This is a genomic window from Streptomyces sp. SM10, assembly GCF_002910915.1.
In the GTDB taxonomy this organism is placed as follows: Bacteria; Actinomycetota; Actinomycetes; order Streptomycetales; family Streptomycetaceae; genus Streptomyces.
This window is the reverse complement of sequence record NZ_NEUF01000092.1, coordinates 38,479-59,269: the sequence shown is the minus strand read 5'-3', so window position 1 is coordinate 59,269 and position 20,791 is coordinate 38,479. Positions and strand designations below refer to the sequence as shown.

Annotated in this window: 21 protein-coding genes; 8 read left to right on the top strand and 13 right to left on the bottom strand. The window is 70.9% G+C overall.

Going from position 1 to position 20,791, the window contains the following annotated elements; all coding sequences use genetic code 11:
- Positions 1-128: 128 nt before the first annotated feature.
- Positions 129-890, bottom strand: a complete 762-nt coding sequence (locus tag B9S57_RS13230) for a polysaccharide deacetylase family protein (protein ID WP_103515761.1) — start codon at positions 888-890, stop codon at positions 129-131.
- A gap of 218 nt (positions 891-1,108) precedes the next feature.
- Positions 1,109-1,708: a hypothetical protein gene (locus B9S57_RS13225; RefSeq protein ID WP_103515760.1), complete on the bottom strand. Its 600-nt coding sequence runs from the start codon at positions 1,706-1,708 to the stop codon at positions 1,109-1,111.
- 401 nt (positions 1,709-2,109) lie between these two features.
- On the opposite strand from B9S57_RS13225, the gene B9S57_RS13220 reads away from it, so the two are divergent.
- Positions 2,110-2,292, top strand: a complete 183-nt coding sequence (locus tag B9S57_RS13220; RefSeq protein ID WP_103515759.1) for a hypothetical protein — start codon at positions 2,110-2,112, stop codon at positions 2,290-2,292.
- 42 nt (positions 2,293-2,334) lie between these two features.
- Here the strand turns inward: B9S57_RS13220 and B9S57_RS13215 are convergent, their stop codons facing one another.
- On the bottom strand, positions 2,335-3,291 hold the full coding sequence (locus tag B9S57_RS13215; protein WP_103515758.1) for an SMP-30/gluconolactonase/LRE family protein: 957 nt from the start codon (positions 3,289-3,291) through the stop codon (positions 2,335-2,337).
- A gap of 195 nt (positions 3,292-3,486) precedes the next feature.
- On the opposite strand from B9S57_RS13215, the gene B9S57_RS13210 reads away from it, so the two are divergent.
- From B9S57_RS13210 to B9S57_RS13200, 3 genes are all read left to right on the top strand, one after another.
- Positions 3,487-4,605, top strand: a complete 1,119-nt coding sequence (locus tag B9S57_RS13210; protein WP_103515757.1) for an NADH:flavin oxidoreductase — start codon at positions 3,487-3,489, stop codon at positions 4,603-4,605.
- 458 nt (positions 4,606-5,063) lie between these two features.
- A complete protein-coding gene (locus B9S57_RS13205; protein WP_103515756.1) occupies positions 5,064-6,728 on the top strand; it encodes an ABC-F family ATP-binding cassette domain-containing protein in 1,665 nt (554 codons plus the stop codon).
- 76 nt (positions 6,729-6,804) lie between these two features.
- The gene (locus B9S57_RS13200) at positions 6,805-7,482 is read left to right on the top strand and encodes a class E sortase (protein ID WP_103515836.1); all 678 of its coding nucleotides are present in this window, start codon (positions 6,805-6,807) and stop codon (positions 7,480-7,482) included.
- A 21-nt stretch (positions 7,483-7,503) separates the two neighbouring features.
- Here B9S57_RS13200 and B9S57_RS13195 read toward each other — a convergent pair whose 3' ends face one another.
- Positions 7,504-9,933 (bottom strand): glycoside hydrolase family 65 protein, encoded by a 2,430-nt coding sequence (locus B9S57_RS13195; protein WP_103515755.1) that lies wholly within the window; start codon positions 9,931-9,933, stop codon positions 7,504-7,506.
- Complete coding sequence (locus tag B9S57_RS13190; protein ID WP_103515754.1) at positions 9,933-10,694, bottom strand: HAD family phosphatase; 762 nt, start codon at positions 10,692-10,694, stop codon at positions 9,933-9,935. Before B9S57_RS13190 ends, B9S57_RS13195 begins: the two co-directional genes overlap by 1 nt.
- A 249-nt stretch (positions 10,695-10,943) precedes the next feature.
- On the opposite strand from B9S57_RS13190, the gene B9S57_RS13185 reads away from it, so the two are divergent.
- Positions 10,944-11,159 carry a hypothetical protein gene (locus B9S57_RS13185; protein WP_103515753.1) on the top strand — a complete coding sequence of 72 codons (216 nt, stop codon included), beginning with the start codon at positions 10,944-10,946 and terminating at the stop codon, positions 11,157-11,159.
- A 302-nt stretch (positions 11,160-11,461) separates the two neighbouring features.
- Here the strand turns inward: B9S57_RS13185 and B9S57_RS36230 are convergent, their stop codons facing one another.
- Positions 11,462-12,322: a transglycosylase family protein gene (locus B9S57_RS36230; RefSeq protein WP_103515752.1), complete on the bottom strand. Its 861-nt coding sequence runs from the start codon at positions 12,320-12,322 to the stop codon at positions 11,462-11,464.
- A gap of 126 nt (positions 12,323-12,448) precedes the next feature.
- Between B9S57_RS36230 and B9S57_RS13175 the strand changes: the two genes are divergently transcribed.
- A complete protein-coding gene (locus B9S57_RS13175; RefSeq protein ID WP_103515751.1) occupies positions 12,449-12,814 on the top strand; it encodes a PH domain-containing protein in 366 nt (121 codons plus the stop codon).
- Positions 12,815-12,817: 3 nt separating this feature from the next.
- On the opposite strand, the gene B9S57_RS13170 is transcribed toward B9S57_RS13175, so the two are convergent.
- Positions 12,818-13,549, bottom strand: a complete 732-nt coding sequence (locus B9S57_RS13170) for a peptidoglycan recognition protein (protein WP_103515750.1) — start codon at positions 13,547-13,549, stop codon at positions 12,818-12,820.
- Positions 13,550-13,649: 100 nt separating this feature from the next.
- Positions 13,650-14,294: a ScbR family autoregulator-binding transcription factor gene (locus tag B9S57_RS13165; RefSeq protein ID WP_103515749.1), complete on the bottom strand. Its 645-nt coding sequence runs from the start codon at positions 14,292-14,294 to the stop codon at positions 13,650-13,652.
- 105 nt (positions 14,295-14,399) lie between these two features.
- Between B9S57_RS13165 and B9S57_RS13160 the strand changes: the two genes are divergently transcribed.
- A complete protein-coding gene (locus B9S57_RS13160; RefSeq protein WP_258036376.1) occupies positions 14,400-15,311 on the top strand; it encodes a ScbA/BarX family gamma-butyrolactone biosynthesis protein in 912 nt (303 codons plus the stop codon).
- A 20-nt stretch (positions 15,312-15,331) separates the two neighbouring features.
- Here the strand turns inward: B9S57_RS13160 and B9S57_RS13155 are convergent, their stop codons facing one another.
- Positions 15,332-16,096 (bottom strand): SDR family oxidoreductase, encoded by a 765-nt coding sequence (locus tag B9S57_RS13155; RefSeq protein WP_103515747.1) that lies wholly within the window; start codon positions 16,094-16,096, stop codon positions 15,332-15,334.
- A 262-nt stretch (positions 16,097-16,358) separates the two neighbouring features.
- Between B9S57_RS13155 and B9S57_RS13150 the strand changes: the two genes are divergently transcribed.
- Complete coding sequence (locus B9S57_RS13150) at positions 16,359-17,267, top strand: zinc-binding dehydrogenase (protein WP_103515746.1); 909 nt, start codon at positions 16,359-16,361, stop codon at positions 17,265-17,267.
- 176 nt (positions 17,268-17,443) lie between these two features.
- Here the strand turns inward: B9S57_RS13150 and B9S57_RS13145 are convergent, their stop codons facing one another.
- The 4 genes from B9S57_RS13145 to B9S57_RS13130 form a co-directional block, all read right to left on the bottom strand.
- Entirely contained in the window at positions 17,444-17,752 is a 309-nt protein-coding gene (locus B9S57_RS13145) for an SCO5918 family protein (RefSeq protein WP_103515745.1), read from the bottom strand.
- Positions 17,753-17,816: 64 nt separating this feature from the next.
- The gene (locus B9S57_RS13140) at positions 17,817-19,382 is read right to left on the bottom strand and encodes a DEAD/DEAH box helicase (RefSeq protein ID WP_103515744.1); all 1,566 of its coding nucleotides are present in this window, start codon (positions 19,380-19,382) and stop codon (positions 17,817-17,819) included.
- 300 nt (positions 19,383-19,682) lie between these two features.
- Positions 19,683-19,886: a cold-shock protein gene (locus B9S57_RS13135; protein ID WP_031090619.1), complete on the bottom strand. Its 204-nt coding sequence runs from the start codon at positions 19,884-19,886 to the stop codon at positions 19,683-19,685.
- A gap of 305 nt (positions 19,887-20,191) precedes the next feature.
- Positions 20,192-20,536 carry a MerR family transcriptional regulator gene (locus B9S57_RS13130; RefSeq protein ID WP_103515743.1) on the bottom strand — a complete coding sequence of 115 codons (345 nt, stop codon included), beginning with the start codon at positions 20,534-20,536 and terminating at the stop codon, positions 20,192-20,194.
- Positions 20,537-20,791: the final 255 nt, after the last annotated feature.

The following is a 20,791-nucleotide window of genomic DNA, read 5'->3' as shown; positions in this document are numbered from 1 at the left end:
CTCCGGAGCGGATGTCCGCGCGTCCGGCCTTCGGCGAGCAGCCTGAATCAGGGGCCGGGCTCCGGGAGGACCTCCACGGGCCGGGGTGTGCTGCCCCTACCGGTGCGAAGGGCCGGGGCGGACCTCGGTCACCGGACGGGGAAGCCGAAGGCGTACCCCTCCTGCCTGAGCCAGGGCAGCACCTCGCCCAGAGCGGTCAGGGTCTGGGAACGCTCTCCTCCCGCGTCGTGGAAGAGGACGGTCGGCCCGTTGGAGATCTCGCTCTTGACGGTGGCGACCATGGTGTCCGCGCCGGGATGCTCGAAGTCCTTGGTATCGACGTTCCATCCCAGCGGCCGCATTCCCCGGGACGCCGCGAGCTGTCGGCTGTACGGGGTGAAGGCGCCGCCGGGGGCACGGTAGTACTGCGGCCGGACGCCACCGGAGGCTTCGGTGATCATGCGTTCGGCGTCCAGGATCTGCTGGGACTGGTACGCCTCGGACTTGGTGTCCATGGCGGTGTCGTGCGACACCGTGTGGTCGCAGAGCCGGTGCCCGTCGGCCACGACCTTCTTGACCAGGTCGGGGTAGGCCTTGGCCTGTGTGCCCACCATGCAGAACGTGGCCTTGACGCCGTGGTCCTTGAGCAGTTGGAGCACCTGGGGCGTCCAGACCGGGTCCGGACCGTCGTCGATGGTGATGTTGACACCTTGGTCACCGCGGTCCGAGGCGTGCGCGATCTCCGCCGACACCTCGGCCACGGCCCCGGAGTCCGCTGCCGGGACTCGCGCCTGCGGCCGGCCGGGGTCCGCCTGCGCGGTCCACACCGAGGTCGCGGCGGCCAGCGCCGTCACCCCGAGTCCCGCCGCGAGGAGCCGGCTGTGCCATCCCCTTCCCTTGTGCTTTGCCATGGTTGCCCGCCCCTTTGCCGCCTGCGCCGATGCCGTGCCCCCATGAAGTCACACGAGCACCCCTGCGAGCAGCCTCTGTTACTGATCGCGGACCAATCCGCAGGAGGCCGACGACAAACGCGGGGGTTCCGCGACAGACGGAGGGCCACGGACGACGGAGAGCCCGTCAGCGTGCTGACGGGCTCTCCGCGACGGACCAGGCTCAACCTGGCATCAGGTCAGATCGTCGGGGTGTCGTCGACGATCTCCTTGTGCGGCTCCACGATGAACTTCCAGCCTTCGCTGGGCTCCAGGAACCGCACGCGGGTCGGGTAGATGTCCAGGGCGCGGCGGTCGCGGTTCTGGTTGTTCGTGTTCTTCCGCCCCCGCGCCGGCTCCTCGTACAGGTCGACCTTGACGTCCGGCACCTCGACGGTCTCCTCGCTCCAGCGCTGGACGATCCCCGCGCCGAAGGCGTCCCTTGCCGCGGCATAGAGGGAATCCAGGGATTCCTTGTTGCCACCGGGCACGAAGAGGGCGAGGTTCAGGAGGACGCCGGCGCTCTGGAGGACCTCGATCTCCTCCCCCGCCTTGTCGGCGATCCAGATGCCGGGCTCCTCGGCATTGTCCGGGAGGACGTGGATCTCCTTGCCGAAGACCGTCCTCGCGACGAAGGATCCCCCCTCGAAATTCTTACCCGGCTCCGTGAGGAAAGCCGGGGCATAGCAGTCGAGAGGAAGGCCATCCATCTCCGCCGAGACGAAGATGGCGTCCTGGAGACCCAATTCCGAAACGTCTCCGGCCGCAAGACGTCGAGCCGTAACCTTCTCGGTGTTCACGCCATTCCCCTTTTTTCGTGGCGTCCTGTGAATTCATTAGGACTATACCACGAAAACAAACAGCCAAGTGGGTCGAGTGAGGCGACTTCCCCAGTCAGGACAGGGTGTACAACATATCTCCACATCCGCTCGGAATGCCTGCCGAACGACCGGATAAAACGGGAAGAGCTTCGGAAGGACGCGCCGGGAGCGCATCTTCGAATCCGACGTCTCGCATATTTCTTGATTCGACCTCAGACCCACCGGGCAGGCTTGCGAATTGATTGGCCGGACAGCCTGGAAAAGAGCCGAGAAGCGCATGGAGTGCAGCGGCTTCAGGGGCGGTGGGCCAGTTCGGCGACGCATGGTTCCACATACTGCGGAAAAATGGTTTCCCATCCCGCCGGGCAGCGGAGAGGGAAATGGGTGACGTCGCAGATACGACCAGCGCCTCGCCCGGCGCTTCCTGCGCGAGGCCCGGACCGCCGACCCCCGTCGTCGAGGGAGAGTTCGGCTACGTCGGCGGGAAGTCGCTCCTGGCCGGCGCGGGGAATCGGGTGTTCCTGCTGGACAAGGGCTCGGTCATCGCCCTGCCGGTGTTCTGAACGTGGGCGCCGGGCGCCGCGGAACCAGGTGGTCCGCCCTGCTCACCGCGCCATGCCCAGCCAGGGCCTGCGGCCCGGGCCCGTCGGGTGGGTTCCCGCGACCCCCATGACGACCGAGTAGAGGCTGGTCTCCGCGGCGATGAAGAGGCGGTTGCGCTTGGCCCCGCCCCAGGAGATGTTGGCGACCGCCTCCGGGACGACGAGCCGTCCGATCAGGGTGCCGTCCGGGTCGTAGCAGTGCACCCCGTCGTCCATGGCCGCGACCCAGAGCCGGCCGCCGTCGTCGAATCGGAGGTTGTCGAAGCGGGCGGCCCCGCGAGCCCCGGCCTCGGTGAAGATCTTGCCGTCCGACAGCGTGCCGTCCTCCCGTACGTCGAAGACGCGGACGACACCCGCCTTGGTGTCGGAGACGTACAGCTGCTGCTCGTCAGCGGAGAAGACCAGCCCGTTCGGCGCGCCGAAGCAGTCGGCGGCCAGGCTCACGTCACCGGTGGAAGGGTCGATGCGGTAGACGTGGTTGGCGCCGATCTCGCTCTCGGCGCGGTAGCCCTCGTAGTCGCTGGTGATGCCGAAGTCCGGGTCGGAGAACCAGATCGAGCCGTCGGACCGCACCGCCGCGTCGTTCGGGCTGTTGAGACGCTTGCCCTGCCAGCGGTCGGCCAGCACGGTCACCGTGCCGTCGTGCTCGGTCCGCGTCACCCGGCGGTTGCCCTGCTCGCAGCTGATGAGCCGCCCCTCGCGGTCCAGGGTGTTGCCGTTCGGGTGGCCCGCGGTGCGGCGGAAGACGCTCACCGCGCCGGTCTCCTCGTCCCAGCGCAGCATCCGGTCGTTCGGGATGTCGCTCCAGACCAGCTGCCGCCAGGCGGGCACGTACACAGGGCCCTCGGCCCAGCGGCAGCCCGTGTACAGGACCTCGAGGGCTGCGTCGCCGTTCATGCACCGCCCCGTACGGAAGCGGTCGTCGAAGCTCTCGTACAGCCCGGGGTGCTCACTGGTCATGTCCCTGTGTCCCTTCGGCGGCGCCGAACGCTTCGGCGCCCAAAGCAGATTGCTCGATCCCGGGGCCGGGATCAAGGGACCGGTACGGCTCCGGGCCGGGAGACGTCGGCCACACCGGCCAGGAGCGGGGATGCCGGAGCGCCCCCCGGATGTTGGCGACGGATGGACCTGCCCCACCGATGAACAGGACATCCAGTGACTGACGAGAACGCCCACCGCGCAACAGCAGCCCTCTCGCGCCCCTTCTCGGTCCGTGGACTGACCTCGCGCAACCGCGTGGCCATGGCCCCGATGACCCGGCAGTTCTCCCCGAACGGTGTCCCGGGCCGCGACGTGGCGGACTACTACGCCCGCCGCGCCGCCGGAGGGGTGGGGCTGATCATCACCGAGGGCACCTACGTCGACCACGCCTCGGCGGGCACCAGCGACCGGATCCCGGTGTTCCACGGCGAGGACGCGTTCGCGGGCTGGGCGGGTGTCGCGGACGCCGTGCACCGGGAGGGCGGCGCGATCATCCCGCAGCTGTGGCACGTGGGTGTCACGCGCGCCGAGGGCGCCCCGCCGGTGGCGGACGCCGAGCCGGTCGGCCCGTCGGGTGTGTCCCTGTCGGGCGAGCCCAAGGGGCGCGCCATGACGCAGAAGGACCTCGACGACGTCATCGGCGCGTTCGCCGACGCGGCTGCCGCCGCCGAGCGCCTCGGCTTCGACGGGGTCGAACTGCACGGAGCCCACGGCTACTTGATCGACCAGTTCCTGTGGGAGGGCAGCAACCGCCGCACCGACGCGTACGGCGGCGGCATCGTGGCGCGCACCCGCTTCGCAGCCGAGATCGTGGCGGCCTGCCGCGCGGCCGTGTCCGACGCCTTCCCTCTCTTCTTCCGCATGTCCCAGTGGAAGATGGACGCCTACGAGGCGAAGCTCGCGCAGACGCCCGAGGAGCTGGAGGCCATCCTCACGCCGCTGGCCGACGCGGGTGTCGACGTCTTCCACGCGTCCACCCGCCGCTACTGGCTGCCCGAGTTCGGGGACTCCGACCTGAACCTCGCCGGCTGGGTCAAGAAGATCAGCGGCAGGCCGACGGTCACGGTGGGCTCGGTCGGCCTCGACGGTGACTTCTTCAGCGCCTTCCAGGGCAACGGCTCCTCGGTCACCGGTGTCGACCAGCTGCTGGAGCGGATCGAACGCGACGAGTTCGACATGGTCGCCGTCGGCCGGGCGCTGATCGCCGACCCCGAGTGGGCCGCCAAGACGCTGCAGGGGCGGACCGGGGACATCACACCGTTCGGCGCGGAGATGCTCAAGACGCTGTACTGAGCTGCCGGGAGAGGGATTCGGGCGGGCAGACACACTCCGCCACGCCCGGGATCAGACCGCGGCATCGGGACGGGGGGGCGCCCCGGCGCTGTTCTGCCCCGCCCGTGCAGGCGTGCGTGCGCCCCCGCGTGCGCGCGAGGACGGGGCGTCCGGCACAGGGCGAAAGTCCTGTGCCGGACGACCCGCCCCGGTGTACAGTTTTTGAGTCCTGTCGTCTCCGATAGAGGTGGACGTTGCGCATCTGAGGTCCGCGATCATCGCGCGGTACGGCCCCTGCCGTAGCCCGTCACGCCTGGTCGGCCTTCCCGCCGCCCCGTGACCCACCGCGTGGATGCGACCTCGGTGCATGAGCCGTCCCCCTTTCCCCGGAGGACCGCACCCCTTTCTCTCCCGGCCGGTCGCCGCGTGGTGCTCGCACACGAAGCCCCTGTTCACATGCTTGCGACTGCGAGGACCACATGTCCCATCCCACGACGCCCGCCGCCTCCCTCAGCTGTTCCGCCCTGTCCTTCGGCTGGCCGGACGGCACACGGGTCTTCGACGGGCTCTCCCTCAGCTTCGCCCGGGGCCGCACCGGCCTCGTCGGGACCAACGGTTCCGGAAAGTCCACCCTGCTGCGGCTGATGGCCGGACGGCTGAAGCCCTCCGCGGGCTCGGTCACCGTCGGCGGGCACCTCGCCCACCTCCCGCAGAACCTCACCCTCGACACGGACCTCCGCGTCGAGGACGCCCTCGGCATCACCGAGCGGCGTACGGCGCTGCGCGCCATCGAGGCCGGTGACGTCTCCGAGCGCCACTTCGAGACGGTCGGCGACGACTGGGACGTCGAGGAACGCACCCTGGCCACCCTCGGTTCGCTCGGCCTCGACGGCGTCGGACTCGACCGCACCGTGGGGCAGTTGTCCGGCGGCGAGACCGTGCTGCTGCGGCTGGCCGCCCTGCTCCTGGAGCGCCCCGACGTCCTGCTGCTCGACGAACCGACCAACAACCTCGACGTGTGCGCGCGCCGTCGGCTGTACGAGGCCGTCGCAGCCTGGCGTTCGGGCATGCTCGTCGTGGTCAGCCACGACCGTGACCTGCTGGAACGGGTCGACCGCATCGCCGACCTGCGGGCCGGTGAGGTGACCTGGTACGGCGGTGGCTGGTCGGCCTACGAGGAGGCCGTGGCCACCCAGCAGGAGGCGGCCGGACGCATGGTGCGGGCCGCCGAGTCCGACGTGCGCCGTCAGAAGCGCGAGCTGGAGGAGGCCAGGACCAAGGTCGCCCGCCGTCAGCGGCACAACAAGAAGATGGACGCCGAGAGGCGTGCGCCGAGGATCGTCGCCGGAGCGCACAAGCGGTCCTCCCAGGAGGCGGCGGGCAAGCTGCGCGGCCTGCACGAGGACCGGCTCCAGGAGGCGCGGGAGCGGCTCGACACCGCGTCCGAGGCGGTCGTCAAGGACGCCGAGATCCGGGTGCGGCTCCCTCACACCGCCGTGCCCGCGGGCCGTACGGTCCTGAGCGCGCACGGGCTGCGGCCCCGCTTCGGCGCCCTGCGCGACGGTGAACTCCATGTGCAGGGGCCCGAACGCATCGCGCTGATCGGGCGCAACGGGGCGGGCAAGACGACGCTGCTGCGCACCCTCACCGGTGAGCTGGCCCCCCTGAACGGCGAGGCCAGGACCTTCGTGCCGCTGCGGTTCCTGCCGCAGCGCCTGGACGTGCTGGACGACGCGCTGGGTGTCGCGGAGAACGTGGCCCGCGCGGCACCGGGGACCACCGACAACGAGATCCGCTCCCAGCTGGCCCGCTTCCTCTTCAAGGGCTCACGGGCCGAGCAGCCCGCGGGCACACTCTCGGGCGGCGAACGCTTCCGCGCCGCCCTCGCGGCGACGATGCTCGCCACACCGGCCCCCCAGCTGCTGATGCTGGACGAGCCGACCAACAACCTCGACCTGGCGAGCGTGCGCCAGCTGACGAGTGCGCTGGAGTCCTACGAGGGCGCGCTGGTCGTCGCCTGCCACGATCTGGCGTTCCTGGAGTCGGTCGGCATCACCCGCTGGCTGCTCGTGGGGGAGGAGCTGACGGAGCTGGACGCCGAGGAGGTGCGCGCGCTGCTCGGCGCACCCGACGCGACCGGGTGACCGGTGGTGTACTGGAAGGGTGCGGGCCTCCCGGGGCCCCGCGCCCCGCACCACCGGCTACCGATCCGGACACGTCATGCACCCTTGCCATGGAGTTCGAGGCTTTTCCCGGGCCCTCGCGGGCGCGGGCGTCGTACTGATGGCGGCCGGGGGGCCGGCGGCGGTGGCCGCTGCCGGCCCCCCGGCCGCCCCTCCACCTGCGGTGGCACCTGCCGCGACGCCGTCCGACCGGACCGACCCGCGTACGGCGACGGCGGAGCTCACCATCCCGTCGATCGGCGTGACGGACCTGCCCGTCGTCCCGTACGAGGGGACGACCGACGACACCCCGGGGACGCGCGTCCAGGACCGTGGGGTGGCCGCCAGCCCGTACGGCGAGAACGGCGGCGTCGGGCCCGGCGAGGTCGGGAACTACCTGGTGACGGCGCACCGGCTCTCCGCCGGGGGCCCACTCCGGGACCTTCCGTCCCTCGGGAAGGGCGACACCGTCCTGGTGGAGGAGAGCGGCACGGTGTACGAGTACCGGATCACCGAGAACCGCCGGACGTCCTTCCGGTCCGAGCGCTCGCTCGCCGAGCAGCGGGCCGAGGTGCCGGGCGAGCCGGGCGAGAAGCCGACCCGGGCGATGATCACTCTCTCCACCTGCGCGACCCCCGAGGACGACGCGGCCGGGAACTTCTGGCGCGACGCCCACCACAATCCGGAGCACCGCATCGACAGGATCGGCGTGCTGGTCTCCTCCCGGCCCGCGTGACCGCGCCCGGTCGGCCGCCCCTCATGGACCTCCGGGCATGTCGTCCGGCAGCTCGAGCCACCGGGCCGTCCCCGGTTCGATGACGTAGGAGCTGCCGTCCAGCCTGACCCGCACCCCCGGGCGTTCCGAGTCGGGTACGGCGATGCGGAGGCGCTCGGCGCGGAGGCGCAGGTCGACGTCCCAGTGGCGCCGGAAGCGGAGCCGCACGCGGAATTTGGAGAGCTGGGGCAGTGTGGCGGGCGCGAGCCACAGGGCGTCGTCGCGGGTCTCCAGGCCCGTCATGCCACGCTGCACGAAGTCGAGGGTGCCGGCCATCGCCCCCAGGTGGATGCCCTCCTCCGTCGTGCCGCCCTGGACGTCGGCGACATCGCCGATCAGCGCTTCCTCGCAGTGCGCCCAGGCGTCGTCGCGGTGCACCCGGGCGAGCACCCAGGCGTGGACGAGGGAGCTGAGCGTGGAGCCGTGGCTGGTGCGCACCGTGTAGTGGTCGACGGTGGCCCGCCAGGTCTCGTCGTCGAGTTCGTGGCCGAGCCGGCGGAACAGCGCGGCCAGCTCCTTGGGGGAGAACAGGTAGCCGAGCATCAGCACGTCGGCCTGCTTGGACGCCTGGTAGCGGTTGACGGTGTCGCCCTCCGCCTCCAGGATCCGGTCCAGCCGCCTGATGTCCCCGTAGCGCTTCCGGTAGGCCGCCCAGTCCAGCTCGGCCAGGTCTTCGTAACCGGCGAACTGGCTGATGACACCCCGGTGGTACGGGACCCGCAGCCGCCGGGAGATGTCGTCCCAGTGGTCCAGCTCTGCGGGGTCGAGCCGGATCATCTCGAGGAGCTGCCGGCACCGGCTGGTGGGCAGGGCGGCGCAGAGCTCGCCGGCCCGCTGGAGCACCCAGGCCGCCGTGACGTTGGTGTACGTGTTGTCGTCGAGCCCCGCCGCGTCGGAGTCCGGGTAGGCGTCGTGGTACTCGTCGGGTCCGACGACCCCGCGGATGCGGTACCGCCCGAGGGAGTCGTCCCACTCGGCGCTGTCCGCCCAGAAGCGCGCGATCTGCAGGATCATCTCGGCGCCTTTGGAGTAGAGGTACTCCGTGTCGCCGGTGGCCTGGCAGTACTGCCACACGTTGTAGGCGACGGCCGAGCCGACGTGGTGCTGCAGCCGCGAACGGTCGGGGAGCCACCGCCCGGAGCGCGGGTTGAGGTGGAGCTCCTGGGTCTCCTCGCGCCCCTCGTCGGCGCTCTGCCACGGATACATCGCGCCGCCCCTGCCGACGGCCTCCGCCGCGGCGCACGCCGCGGGCAGACGCCGGTGCCGGTAGTCGAGCAACCCCCGGGAGACCTCCGGGAGGTGCATGTTCAGGAAGGGCAGGACGAAGAGCTCGTCCCAGAAGACGTGCCCCCGGTAGGCCTCACCGTGCAGCCCCCTCGCCGGTACGCCGACGTCGAGTTCCGCGGTGTGCGGCGAGAGGGTCTGCAGCACGTGGAAGAGGTGCAGCCGCAGGATCCGCCCGGGCTCACCCGGCACCTCCAGCTTCACCTGCTGCCAGAGGTCCTTCCAGGCCCTGCGGTGCGAGGCACGCAGCCGGGAGTACACCGGAGCGTCGCCCACCGCGGACACCGCGGCCTTCAGGGGGCTGCCGATCGCCGGGTCCCGGGAGGTGTAGAGGCCGACGGTCTTGTCGACGACGGCACCGGATTCCGGGGTGAGCGGGAGCAGCAGTCGCTGGTGGACCGCGCGGGGCTGCTGCTCCGGTTCGGCCCGGTGGTCGCCGTTCCGCTCCGGTCCGCAGGAGGCCACGGTGCGGGCGGCCAGGGCGATGCCGATGTCCGACTCCACCGTGCGGCAGCGCAGCCACACCATGGAGCCCGGCTCCGTGCCGGTCTCCCAGCCGGTGAGGTGTCGGTCGGCCAGGGCGCGGTAGCGGGCGACGCCGCTGTTGCGGATGTCGCCGTCGATCCCGGCCTCCACCTCCAGTTCGCCCGACCAGCCCTCGGCGGTGAACGCCGTGTGCAGCGCGGCGAGATGGGGGTCGCCCATGTGCACCAGCCGCTCCTGCTCCACCGTCAGCCGGCGGCCCGACCCGTCCTCGTACACCGAGCGGCGCGTCAGGATCCCTCCGCGCAGGTCGAGCGACTGCCGGTGGTCGACCAGGTAGGCGTGGTCGGGGGTCAGCCACGGGCCGGGGCGGGCCCCGTCGGGACGGATGCGGTAGCGCAGCGGCAGCCAGTCGGGAAGGTTGACCACGTCCTCGTTCTCGACCTGCCGTCCCTCGACGGAGGAGGTCAGCCGGTTGTAGCAGCCCGCCACATAGGTACCCGGGTAGTGCGCGTCGCCCGCGGGCGTCTCGGGCGCGGCTCCCCGGGTCGCGAAGTAGCCGTTGCCGAGGGTGCACAGTGCTTCGCGCAGGCGTTCCTTCTCCGGCTCGTATCCCTCGTACGACCAGGTCCAGCCCCGCGCCATCAGTCCTCCCCCGTGATCAGCAGGTCTCCCGGATCGGCCACCACGAGGTCAGCGCCGTGCCGCCGCAGGTCGGCGGCGCCCTCCGGGCTGTCCGACCGGTCCACGCCGATGACCAGCCCGAAACCGCCCCGCCGGCCCGCTTCCACACCGGCCAGCGCGTCCTCCAGGACCGCGGTCTCCCCGGCCGGGACGCCCAGGCGGCGCGCCGCCTCGGTGAACAGGGCGGGGTCCGGCTTGCCGGGCAGTTCCAGGCGGCGTGCCTCGTTGCCGTCGACCACCGCCGTGAACAGCTCCAGGAGGCCGGCGCCGGCCAGGAGTTCGGTCGCGTGCCGGGACGCGGAGGCGGCGGCGAAGGGCACACGTGCGTCGTGCAGCACGTGCAGGAGACGGACGGTCCCCGGCCAGACCGCGATCGGGTCGGTGCGCAGGCTCCGGGTGAACACCTCGTCCTTGTGGGCGGCGACGGCCCACACGGTCCCGGTGCCCGGGGGATCGTCGGGGCTGCCCTCGGGGAGGTCGAGGCCCCTGGACGCGAGGAACGCGGCCGCGCCGTCCATGCGCGCCTTGCCGTCGACGTGGCGCCTGTAGTCCTCCGCCTCGTCGAAGGGCCGCTGCCCCTCGTGGGTGGCCAGACAGGCGTCGAAGGCCTGCTTCCATGCCGCGGCGTGCGCCGTGGCCGAGTCGGTGATCACGCCGTCCGTGTCGAACACGACGGCGTGCACGGAGAGCAGGACCTGGGCCGGTGACGGTGCGCGTGCCATGACCGGGTTGTCCCTTCGTCGAGGCGTCCCCCGCTCCATGGCACCAGGTTCCGGCCGGCGCCGCCCCTCGTGCGTCATGGAGCCCGCGCGCGGAGCCGGGGAGCCCGCTCTCGGAGCCGCTGCGGGGATCACCCTGGACGTCGTCTCGGAGATCGCCTCGGAGATGGCTTCGGAGATCGCTTCGGGAACCACTCGGGGTAAAAGGTCGGAAAAGTTTGTTGATGTCGGCTTTGGGATTACCGTGAAGACATGGCCAGAACCGAGCGTCAGACCGACCGGCAGACGGAGTACGCGTGTCCGGCCTGCAAGCAGCCCGTCGCGACCGTGATGGCGCGGCACAAGACCCTCGGCATCTTCGTCCCGCACTGGGGACCGGGACCGTGCCACAACCCCGAGTGCCACAGAGGCACGGAGGCCGGCGAAGCAGCGGACGCGAAACGGGGCAGGGATTCCGTCGGCCGGTGAGGGAGCTCCCTGGCCTCGGGCCTGATCCGGTTCGGACCGCACGTTCCACCCGTACCGTCCCGTTCGCGCATTCCTCCGCCGAAGAACTGGTGACGGTCACCGGGTCCGTGGGTGAGACCCGCTGCCGGGGCCGGGACCCGCGCCCGCTCGACGTCCTCGTCGCGCTCCGCGCATCCATGACCATGACGCCTCCTTCGGCTACGGCCGGGGCCGTCCGCACTGTCTTCGGGAAGATGGCCGACCGCCGGACCCTGAGGATCGGCAGGCCTCATCGACGGGACCCGCACCCTCGTTCCTGAGGGTCAGGCGTGCAGGCGCAGGCTCTGGCCGGGGAAGATGAGGTGCGGGCCCTGGTCGAGGACCTCACGGTTCAGCTCGTACAGCGCGGGCCAGCCGCCGGACACGTCCGCACGCTCGGCGATCACCGACAGGACGTCGCCCGACTCGACGACGTAGGTCTCCTCGTCCACCAGGTCCTCGGCCGTGTGCGTCGCGCCGCTGTTGCCGCTGTCGTGCGTGCTGCCCGCGGAGCTGCCGGAGGACGAACCGCCGTACGACGAGGAACCGTTGGACGTCTGCGAGGACGATCCACTGCTCGAACTTCCGCTCGACTGACGCTCGGGCGCCGACTGCACCGTGTCGCTCCGGCCGGAACCGCTCGACGAGGACGACGACGAAGACGACGACGACGACGAGCTGGACGAGCCGTTCGCACCGAGGCGTCCGCAGGTGGGCCAGGCGCCCATTCCCTGGGAGCGGGCGACGCGTTCACCGACGGCGATCTGCTCGGACCGGGTGGCGAGGTCGGCGCGGGGCGCGTACTTCCCGCCGCCGTAGGCCCGCCAGGTGGAGGGGGCGAACTGCAGTCCGCCGTGGTAGCCGTTGCCGGTGTTGATGTTCCAGCGGCCGTTGCTCTCGCACTCGGCGATGCGGTCCCAGTCCGTCCCGGTGACGATGCCGGTCACGGTCGGTGCGACGGCGGCCCGGGCGGCGGCGGCCTGAGCCGGTGCCGCCTGGGCGGGGACCTGGACGGGGACCTGGACGGGGGCCTGGGCCGGGGCGTCCGCGGCGCTGCGGCCGGCGAGGCCCAGCACGCTCAGGAGGACGAGCAGAAGGGCGAGCACCGATTCGACGGGCCGCTTGGCGAGGGGTGATGCCGGCATGACGGTATGTCCTCCGCTGTTCTCCGAAAGGTGTGCAAGGGCACGAACAGATAAGCCGCCGATATTCTTTTCAGCGGGCTTTGACGCGTTCAACGTCCGCACATTCACTCGGGTGGAGGGTCTCCCATGGCACTGTTCGGTAACGCGCACACCATCGATCCGGCTGCCGCGCAGCGCGATTACGCCCGGCTTCTCGGGCCCGGCGAGCAGGTGCATGCCGCCTACCTGCTGATCCGCGACACGATCCTGTTCACCGACCGCAGGCTCGTCCTCGTCGACAAGCAGGGCATCACCGGCAAGAAGGTGGAGTACCACTCGGTCCCGTACCGGAGCATCACGCACTTCTCCGTGGAGACGGCCGGGACCTTCGACCTGGACGCCGAGCTCAGGATCTGGATATCCGGCTCCGCCACCCCGATCCAGAAGACGTTCACCAAGGGCGTCGACATCTACGAGGTGCAGGCGGTCCTCACCCAGTACGTCGCCGGGTAGGCGCTACCGCCTCTTGACCCGGAGCCGGGCCATCTCCGCCCGGATCTTGGGAAGTTGGGCGTACAGGGCTTCTCCTGGGCAGTACGTCGAGAAGGTGTCCCGGTGTCCGGCCACCGCATGGAGGTAGACGACCTCACCGCGCCGGTAGAGACTCTCGTCGTTCGTCGAGACCATCCGCACGATGCCCCGCGGGTCGATGTCGCGGTCCAGCTTCCACGCGCCCACCTTCGCGATCCCCTCGACGAGCGCCTTCGGCACCGGCACCCCGGGGCCGAAGGTGCCGAGGGCCGCGATCCCCACACTGTGCGCGTTGAACCCGGTGGCGTGGGCCCCGCGCACGGAGCGCCCGACACCGCCCGCCCTGCCCTCGTACACCGTCCCGCAGCGGTCGACGACGAAGTTGTAGCCGATGTCGTCCCAGCCCTCGCCCCGGACGTGCACCTCCTCCATCGCCCGGAGCATCTCGGGTGCGTCGGCGCAGTCGTATCCGTTGGTGTGCCCGGTGTGGTGGACGAAGACGGCCTTCACCGTCCCCGTGTACACGGCGTGCTCCTTCACGAGGCTCTCGTCCGCGTGCCACTGCGCCCGGCTGACGATCGTGGGCTTCGGTGCCCCGGCCGGCACGGCCGGCCTCCCGGTCGACTCGGGCACTCCGAGGCGGACCGGCGCATCCCGGAACACCAGGAAAGCCAGCGGCACGACCATGGCGCACACGACGGTTCGGCGAAGCCACATAGGGCCACCATGGGGGCTGACCAGCCACTTCGCAGGTACCCGCACCCAGTCGGGTGACAGGTCGAGCGGTGACCGCACGGCCCTCGACGGCGCCGGGCGGTCAGGAGACCGGGACCGCCCGCTGCTGTTCGATGATGCGTGCCGCGCGGTGCGGGGACGTGTCGAGCCGGGCCAGGACACCCGGGACCGCGTTGTTGGGGAGAATGAGCTCGAAGAGGGCCGAGATCTCGGCCACCAGGTCCGGTGGCTCGGCCATGGACTCGGTCACCAGCTGGACCCCGGTCCACGCACCGACGAAGAGCCGGGACGTGGCGCCCGGATCGACGTGCGGCAGGAGCTCACCCCGGTCCTTCGCCTCGGTGAGTATCTCCGTGCCGAGGGCGATCCAGTCCGGCCAGCGGGTGCCGAACAGGCCGCGCGCCCGCGGGTCGACGGAGAGCCGGATCGAGGCGCTGAGCAGGGGTTCACGCGGCAGCCGATAGGCGAGCAGGAGGGCTATGTCCACCCATTCCTGCAGCTTGAAGGTCTGCGGGGTGACCCCGTCCGAGGTCACGGCCTCCTGGAGGACCCCACGGGCCAGCTCCTCCTTCGACGTGAAGTGGAAGTAGAGCGCACCCCGCGTGAGACCGGCCCGCTCGAGGATCGCCGCGATCGTGGCGGCGTCGTAGCCGTGCTCGTCGAAGACCTCGGCCGCGGCTTCCAGGAAGATTCTGCGCGTGCGGATCGCCCGTTGCTGTCGTGCCAACTCGCGCTCCCCTTGAACGTGGCCTGACGCTTCTTCAAAAAGTACCGGTGAACCGGTATCATATCAGCGCCGCAATGACTATTTTGAGCCATGTCCGGGAGGGCCGTGCCCGACATACCTGCTGTACCACGGCCCACGGACGCCGGGACGGGCGACCGGGGCGGGATACCCGGGGACTACGTCCACCTCGGACGTTCCGACATGGTCTTCCTCACCGACTGGCGCTGCGTGGAAGATGGCGAGTTCTCGCTCGCCGCCCGGTGGCCCCTGCCCGCGGCCGGGCTGCCCTACGACCCCCGGGTGCTCACCCAGACCATCCGCCAGAGCGGCCTGGTCATCGCGCACGCGGCGTACGGGGTTCCGCTCGACGATCAAACTCTCCTGCATTACTTCGACTTCACCGTGGCTCCCGGGTTCGGCCTGGCTCCTGAGGGGCCCTGCGGCCTCCGTGTCGAGGTATCCGTCACGGAGCCCAAGAAGCGCGGCCGGTCGGTCAGTTCGCTCGGCATGGACGTCCGTGTCCTCCAGGGTGACACCATGGTGGCCCGGGCGGACTCCGAGTTCGGCTGGATCTCTCCGCGCGCCTACCGACGGCTCCGTGGTGAGCACCTCGCCGTCGACTGGAACGCCTGGCCCTTGCCGGCCCCGGTCGACCCGGCCACCGTGGGACGGCCGGGTCCGGTCGACGTGGTGCTGGCGCCGGGTGACCGCCCCGGCCGCTGGCAGTTGCGCAACGACGTGAAGAACACCGTGCTGTACGACCACCCGGTCGACCACGTCCCCGGACTCGTCCTGATGGAGGCCGCCGACCAGGCCGCGAACGCCGCCCTGCACCCCACGCCCTTCGAAGCGACCACCGTCACCAGCGCGTTCGAGCGGTACGCCGAGTTCGACCGCCCCTGCTGGATCGAGGCGGAGGTCCTGCCCGCCGTGACCGGGGAGACCTCGGTCCTGGTCACGGCGGCGCAGGACGGGGAGACGGTCTTCCGGGGCCGGCTGACCGGTCTCTGCGGCTGACGCCCACCCGGGCGCAGGGCTCACTGGTTGATGAAGCCGCCGTCCACCGGCACGACGGCGCCCGTGAGGAAAGGGCAGCGGTCACTGAGCAGCCAGGCCGCCGCGTTGGCGATCTCCTCCGGTTCAGCCGTCCGCCCCTGCGGAGTACGGCTGTTGACCATCTCCTCCAGACCCGGGTTGCGGCCGAACCAGTCGGCGGTGATCTCGCTGCGCGTGGTGCCCGGCGCAACCGCGTTGATCCTGATGCCCTGTTGGGCGTACTCGTCGGCGGCAGCCCTGGTGAGACCGACGACCGCGTGCTTGGCCGCTATGTAGGGCGCGGCCGCCGGTATGGCGACCAGCCCGCCCACACTGCTGTTGTTCACGATGGAGCAACTGCCCGCGTTCGGCAGCATGGCCGCTATCTCGTGCCGGAGGCAGTTCCAGACGCCTCGCACATTGGTGTCCATGACCGCGTCGTAGACGTCATCGCCCATGAGGTGCAGGGGAGTTCGGTCACCCCCGAGCCCCGCGTTGTTGAAGGCCGAGTCCAGGCGCCCGTAGGTCTCGACCGTGAAGTCGACGGCCCGCGCGGCGTCCGCCGCCACCGTCACGTCGCAGACCACGTAGGAGGCTTGCGCACCCTTGTCCTTCAACTCGGCTACGAGTGAAGCCAGTCGGTCCTCCCGGCGGGCGGCCAGGACGACCGTCGCGCCTTCCTGGGAGAACACCCGTGCCGCCGCCGCGCCGATACCGCTGCTCGCCCCGGTGATCAGGACGACTCTGTCGTGGAGAAGATCGCTCATGGCCGCAGTCTGGCAGGCAGGGCGCGGCGTGGCCACGGTTGTTCCCGTACCGCGCGGTCCTGCACGGATCCGCGCCCGCTGCGGTGCGTGGGGGGCGCCGGACGTTACGGGGACGGCTGCCCGTTCCGTGCCCCGGGGGCGCGACACAGGGTCACCGACAGAACAGACCATCCGTGCTGTTTCTGGAATCCTCCTCGGCGAAGACCGACAGCCGGTCGCAGCCCCCACCCCTCGTCCCGAGGGCCCCGCGGTACCGTGCGGCATGCTCGCCATCCGTTTCGACCGCTTCGGTGGTCCAGAAGTGCTCCGCCCCGTCGAAGTGGCGGCTCCCGTGCCCGGCCCCGGAGAGGTGCTCCTCACCGTCGAGGCCGCCGGGGTGAACTTCGCGGACACCCATCAGACGGACGGCTCCTACCTCGGCGCCGACGCCCTGCCGTACGTCCCGGGCAGCGAGGTCGTGGGCCGCACCCCGGACGGCAGGCGGGTGCTGGCCCGGGTCTCGCACGGCTACGCGGAGCAGGTGACCGCGAAGGCGTCCGGTCTCCTGGAGATCCCCGAGGAGCTCGGCGCCGCCCAGGCGCTCGCCCTGATGATGCAGGGGCTGACCGCGTGGCACCTGCTGCGCTCCGCGGCCCGGCTGCGGTCGGGTGAGACCGTCGTGGTGCACTCCGCGGCGGGCGGGGTCGGCAGCCTGGCCGTGCAGCTGGCCCGGGAGTTCGGCGCGGGCCGGGTCCTCGCGCAGGTCTCCACCCCGGACAAGGAGCGCCTCGTCCTGGACCTCGGGGCGGACGCGGTCGTCACCTATCCCCTCACGGAGAAGGCGGACATCGTCCTGGACGCCGTGGGCGGGGACCTCTTCGACCGGGCCCTGGACTCCCTGGCGTCCTTCGGCCGGCTGGTGACCTACGGGAACGCCGCCCGCACCGGCTTCACCCCGGTCGATCCGGCCCGCCTCGGCCGCCTCAACGCCTCCGTCACCGGATTCTGGCTGCGCCCCGCCCTCGCCGCCCCGGGGGCCGTCGCCGGACCGCTCCAGGAACTCCTCGGCCTCGTCTCGGAGGGCCGTCTGAAGCCGGTGGCCGGCGGCAGCTACCCGCTCGCCGAGGCCCGGCGCGCGCATGAGGACCTGCTCGCACGCCGGACCACCGGGAAGATCGTCCTGACCCCCTGAGCGGGATCGGCCTCCCGGCGCCCTGACGCCCCTGCTCCCTGGACACCGTTTCGGGCGACGACCGTACGCACCGCACCCCCGGGCCCTGAGGGCTTCGGGGGTGCGGTGCGTACGGTCCTACGCGGTGCGCACGGGCCTACGCGGTGCGCACGGGCCTACGGCGCGGAGCCTGCGGCTCAGGCGTCGCCGGGCGTCCCGAGCAGCGCGGACGCGTTCTCCAGCGGCGTGAGGGCCACCGCGGGGGCGGGCACCTCCGCGGGGCGGCAGGTGAAGCCGAGACGCGTCAGCGCCCTGGTCACCTCGGCGGCGGTGAAGTCCCGGCGGTCCTGCCGGGTGATGATCTCGCCCACCTGCTTGACGGGATAGACACGGCGGCTGATGACCACCGCGTCGCCCGTGACGGGTTCGGGCTTGATGCCCTTCATCGAGTCCTCCACCTCGTTCTTGAACAGATCGAAGGGGAATCGGGCGATGACGCAGCGCATGGTGCCTCAACAGGGTCGAAGAGAAAGCCGGACATGGTCGGCCGGCGGGAGTGCCGGCCGGGTGCTACGCGGCCTTGTTGGACCGGCGCTGCGCCGCCGCGGCACGCGCCTGCGGCGTCGACGTGTTGGCGTTGGAGCGGCGCCCCTGGCCGGGGCGCGCACCGCGGCGGCCACGGGGACCGGAACCGCCGCCCTTGCGCTCCGTCACCGGTGAGGTGATCGTGACGGGCACACCCGACGGAGCCTGGGCCCCGGTGATCCGGCTGAGCTCGGCCTCGCCGGAGCGGACCTGGGCGACCTGGGGCGTGATCCCGGCGTCGGCCATCAGCCGCGTCATCTCGCGGCGCTGGTTCGGCAGCACGAGCGTGACGACGCTGCCGGACTCCCCGGCGCGCGCGGTACGGCCGCCGCGGTGCAGGTAGTCCTTGTGGTCGCTGGGCGGGTCGACGTTGACGACGAGGTCGAGGTTGTCGACGTGGATGCCGCGGGCGGCGACGTTCGTGGCGACCAGCACCGTGACATGACCGGTCTTGAACCGGTCCAGTGTGCGGGTGCGCTGCGGCTGGGACTTGCCGCCGTGCAGCGCGGCCGCCCGTACACCGCTGTGCAGCAGGTGGTCGGTGAGCTTGTCCACCGCGTGCTTGGTGTCCAGGAACATGATCACCCGACCGTCACGGGCGGCGATCTCGGTGGTCGTCGCGTACTTGTCGGCGCCCTGGACGTAGAGCACGTGGTGCTCCATCGTCGTCACCGCACCGGCCGCCGGGTCGACCGAGTGGACCACCGGGTCGTGCAGGTAGCGGCGGACCAGCAGGTCGACGTTGCGGTCCAGGGTGGCCGAGAACAGCATCCGCTGGCCGTCGGCGTTGACCTGGTCCAGCAGCTCGGTGACCTGGGGCATGAAGCCCATGTCGGCCATCTGGTCGGCCTCGTCGAGGACGGTGATGGCGACCCGGTCCAGCTTGCAGTCACCGCGTTCGATGAGGTCCTTGAGCCGGCCCGGGGTGGCCACCACGACCTCGGCCCCGCCGCGCAGCGCGCTGGCCTGGCGGCCGATCGACGTGCCGCCGACGACCGTGGCCAGCCGGAGCCGCAGCGACCGGGCGTACGGGGTGAGCGCGTCGGTGACCTGCTGGGCCAGTTCCCGGGTGGGGACGAGGACCAGGGCCAGCGGACGGCGCGCGTCGGCGCGCTTGCCCGCGGTGCGTGCGAGCAGCGCCAGACCGAAGGCGAGCGTCTTGCCCGACCCGGTGCGGCCGCGGCCCAGGACGTCACGTCCGGCCAGCGAGTTCGGCAGGGTCGCCCCCTGGATCGGGAACGGCACGGTCACGCCCTGGGAGACCAGCGCCGCGAGCAGGGGCTCGGGCATGTCCAGGTCCGCGAAGGCCTCGGCGGCCGGGAGGGCGGGGGTGATGGTCACCGGCAGGGCGAACTCACCCGTGACGGCGGAGGAGCGGCGGCCGTAGCCGCCGGAGCGCTTCGGTCCGCCGGAGCGGCCCTGCGAACCGGGGGCGCCCTGCCGGCCGGACCCCGCCGAGCGGAAGCCGTTGGCGGTACGGCTGCCTGCGGATCCGCCGGAACGCGTCCGGGAAAATCGGTCGTTCGTGCGAGCTGTGCGATCGCGGTTCAATGGAGAACCCTTCCCTCGAATGGCACGTATCGAGGGATTCTTTCCGGGCGGCTGCAGCCATGTACGGCGCCAAGAATCGCAAGAACGAGCCGGTGAAATAACGAAAAACGAAGCCCGTCCGGCAGATGAACCAGCCGGATTCGGCACTCCATATGACTGCAGATGACGGCCGCGCAGCGGCCCGGACGCACCGGGAATTACTCCACCGGTACGTGAACCGCGGCCACGGCCGGGAAAACGCAACGAGCTGGGGCCCGCACCCCAAGGTGCGGGCCCCAGCTGCGCCGTACGCGTGAGCGATCAGGCGGGGGTGATGTTCTCCGCCTGCGGGCCCTTCTGGCCCTGCGTGACGTCGAAGTTCACCTTCTGGCCTTCCTGCAGCTCGCGGAAGCCCTGGGCGGCGATGTTCGAGTAGTGGGCGAAGACGTCAGCGCCGCCACCCTCCTGCTCGATGAAGCCGAAACCCTTTTCCGCGTTGAACCACTTCACGGTGCCAGTAGCCATGTCATATCTCCTTCGGGGCGTTGCCCGTGGGCCCGCACTGTGCGAGCCCTACGTCGCCGCAAATGATTGCCCCGTCCGGAAGAGACCGGAAATACAAAAGTGCACCCACCGGAGTGAAAACGGCGAGAGCACTTGAAGTTTTGGGAACCACAACTGCAACTGAGATCAACAGTAGCACGATTGGGGCACAAGCGAGCTGTACGCCATATCACTACGCCTGCGCTCCACCAGGCACGCCATAAACTCTCACTGCTCATTGCGCGTATTTCTGTGCCCGCGGAAACAGATATGCACCCGCGCGCCGGTCAGGAATCGGCGCCGCTCCGGCCTGCTGCGGGCCTGCGCAGTTCCTCGTTGAGGCGCAGGGCCTCCTCGAGCTGGTCCTCCAGGATGACGATGCGGCACGCGGCCTCGATGGGCGTGCCGCCGTCCACCAGCTCACGGGCACGGGCCGCGATGCGTAGCTGGTATCGCGAGTAGCGGCGGTGGCCGCCCTCGGAGCGCAGCGGCGTGATCAGGCGGGCGTCGCCGATGGCCCTGAGGAAGCCGGGCGTCGTACCGATCATCTCGGCGGCCCGCCCCATCGTGTAAGCGGGGTAGTCGTCGTCGTCGAGACGGTCCGTGGCATGCGACGGGGACTCCGGGGGCATCTGCACCTCTTCTGCTGCGCACCGGACCACTGATATGGCCTGGCTGCACAAGAAACCCTAGGTGTAGGGGTAGGCCATGTCTATTGCAGCCGGAACAGGTTTCATCCGGTCCCGGCGTCGCCCGCGCACCCGCCCGGCCGGCAGGGGGGCCGCAGGGACTCCTCCGGCCCCCCCTAGTCGCCCCAACAAGGCTGACCGACCGGTCAGTTGTCGGCGGACCGGCGAACGGTCATACTGCTGACGTAGCCCTTCACG

Coding starts and splice junctions, on each gene's coding strand:
- B9S57_RS13230 (WP_103515761.1), bottom strand. CDS start 890: ATGGCAAAGCACAAGGGAAGGGGATGGCACAGCCGGCTCCTCGCGGCG.
- B9S57_RS13220 (WP_103515759.1), top strand. CDS start 2,110: ATGGGTGACGTCGCAGATACGACCAGCGCCTCGCCCGGCGCTTCCTGC.
- B9S57_RS13215 (WP_103515758.1), bottom strand. CDS start 3,291: ATGACCAGTGAGCACCCCGGGCTGTACGAGAGCTTCGACGACCGCTTC.
- B9S57_RS13205 (WP_103515756.1), top strand. CDS start 5,064: ATGTCCCATCCCACGACGCCCGCCGCCTCCCTCAGCTGTTCCGCCCTG.
- B9S57_RS13200 (WP_103515836.1), top strand. CDS start 6,805: ATGCACCCTTGCCATGGAGTTCGAGGCTTTTCCCGGGCCCTCGCGGGC.
- B9S57_RS13195 (WP_103515755.1), bottom strand. CDS start 9,933: ATGGCGCGGGGCTGGACCTGGTCGTACGAGGGATACGAGCCGGAGAAG.
- B9S57_RS13190 (WP_103515754.1), bottom strand. CDS start 10,694: ATGGCACGCGCACCGTCACCGGCCCAGGTCCTGCTCTCCGTGCACGCC.
- B9S57_RS13185 (WP_103515753.1), top strand. CDS start 10,944: ATGGCCAGAACCGAGCGTCAGACCGACCGGCAGACGGAGTACGCGTGT.
- B9S57_RS36230 (WP_103515752.1), bottom strand. CDS start 12,322: ATGCCGGCATCACCCCTCGCCAAGCGGCCCGTCGAATCGGTGCTCGCC.
- B9S57_RS13175 (WP_103515751.1), top strand. CDS start 12,449: ATGGCACTGTTCGGTAACGCGCACACCATCGATCCGGCTGCCGCGCAG.
- B9S57_RS13170 (WP_103515750.1), bottom strand. CDS start 13,549: ATGTGGCTTCGCCGAACCGTCGTGTGCGCCATGGTCGTGCCGCTGGCT.
- B9S57_RS13155 (WP_103515747.1), bottom strand. CDS start 16,096: ATGAGCGATCTTCTCCACGACAGAGTCGTCCTGATCACCGGGGCGAGC.
- B9S57_RS13150 (WP_103515746.1), top strand. CDS start 16,359: ATGCTCGCCATCCGTTTCGACCGCTTCGGTGGTCCAGAAGTGCTCCGC.
- B9S57_RS13145 (WP_103515745.1), bottom strand. CDS start 17,752: ATGCGCTGCGTCATCGCCCGATTCCCCTTCGATCTGTTCAAGAACGAG.
- B9S57_RS13135 (WP_031090619.1), bottom strand. CDS start 19,886: ATGGCTACTGGCACCGTGAAGTGGTTCAACGCGGAAAAGGGTTTCGGC.
- B9S57_RS13130 (WP_103515743.1), bottom strand. CDS start 20,536: ATGCCCCCGGAGTCCCCGTCGCATGCCACGGACCGTCTCGACGACGAC.